This window comes from Psychrobacillus sp. Z3-81 (assembly GCF_056620325.1).
This window is the reverse complement of record NZ_JBWQPU010000031.1, coordinates 1-457: the sequence shown is the minus strand read 5'-3', so window position 1 is coordinate 457 and position 457 is coordinate 1. Positions and strand designations below refer to the sequence as shown.

Annotated in this window: 1 protein-coding gene; it reads right to left on the bottom strand. The window is 32.6% G+C overall.

The genetic code is table 11. The annotated features are described in order from the left end of the window. The coding region (locus tag AC1ECF_RS17520) for a DUF2269 family protein (RefSeq protein WP_480390723.1) at positions 1 to 198 on the bottom strand (198 nt) is incomplete at its 3' end. Between the last annotated feature and the right edge of the window lie 259 nt (positions 199 to 457).

Genomic DNA, 457 nt, shown 5'->3' with positions numbered 1-457 from the left:
TAAAAACCCAGAAATTAGTAAAGTGATAATACTGGGTAAAGTAAACACATAGTCAGCAACCATAATATTCTTTGCTGTTTTGTTGATATGTGTTTCATCTCCAGAAAATTCCGCCTTTAGTTTCCAAAAAGCAGCCGTGATAATATTACCAACAAAAATAATTGCCGAAATAATATGTATTAGCACTAAATAAACCATTTTTAGCTTCTCCCCTTTCTCCGTACACTAACACATCATATATTCGTTTTTTAACTTCCATCTTTTTTCTACATTTCGACAGTAAATAAAATAGCCCTCTAATAGTACTACCAAATTAAACTGCTTCGTTATTTCAAGAAAAAAGTGCCACTCCCTGACTTGAAGTAAAGCACCCCTTTTGTTAAACAATTTACATATATTAACTTATTCAACGCAATTGCAAAAAAACCTCCTTCTTCAACAAACCTGCCCCGTTTGT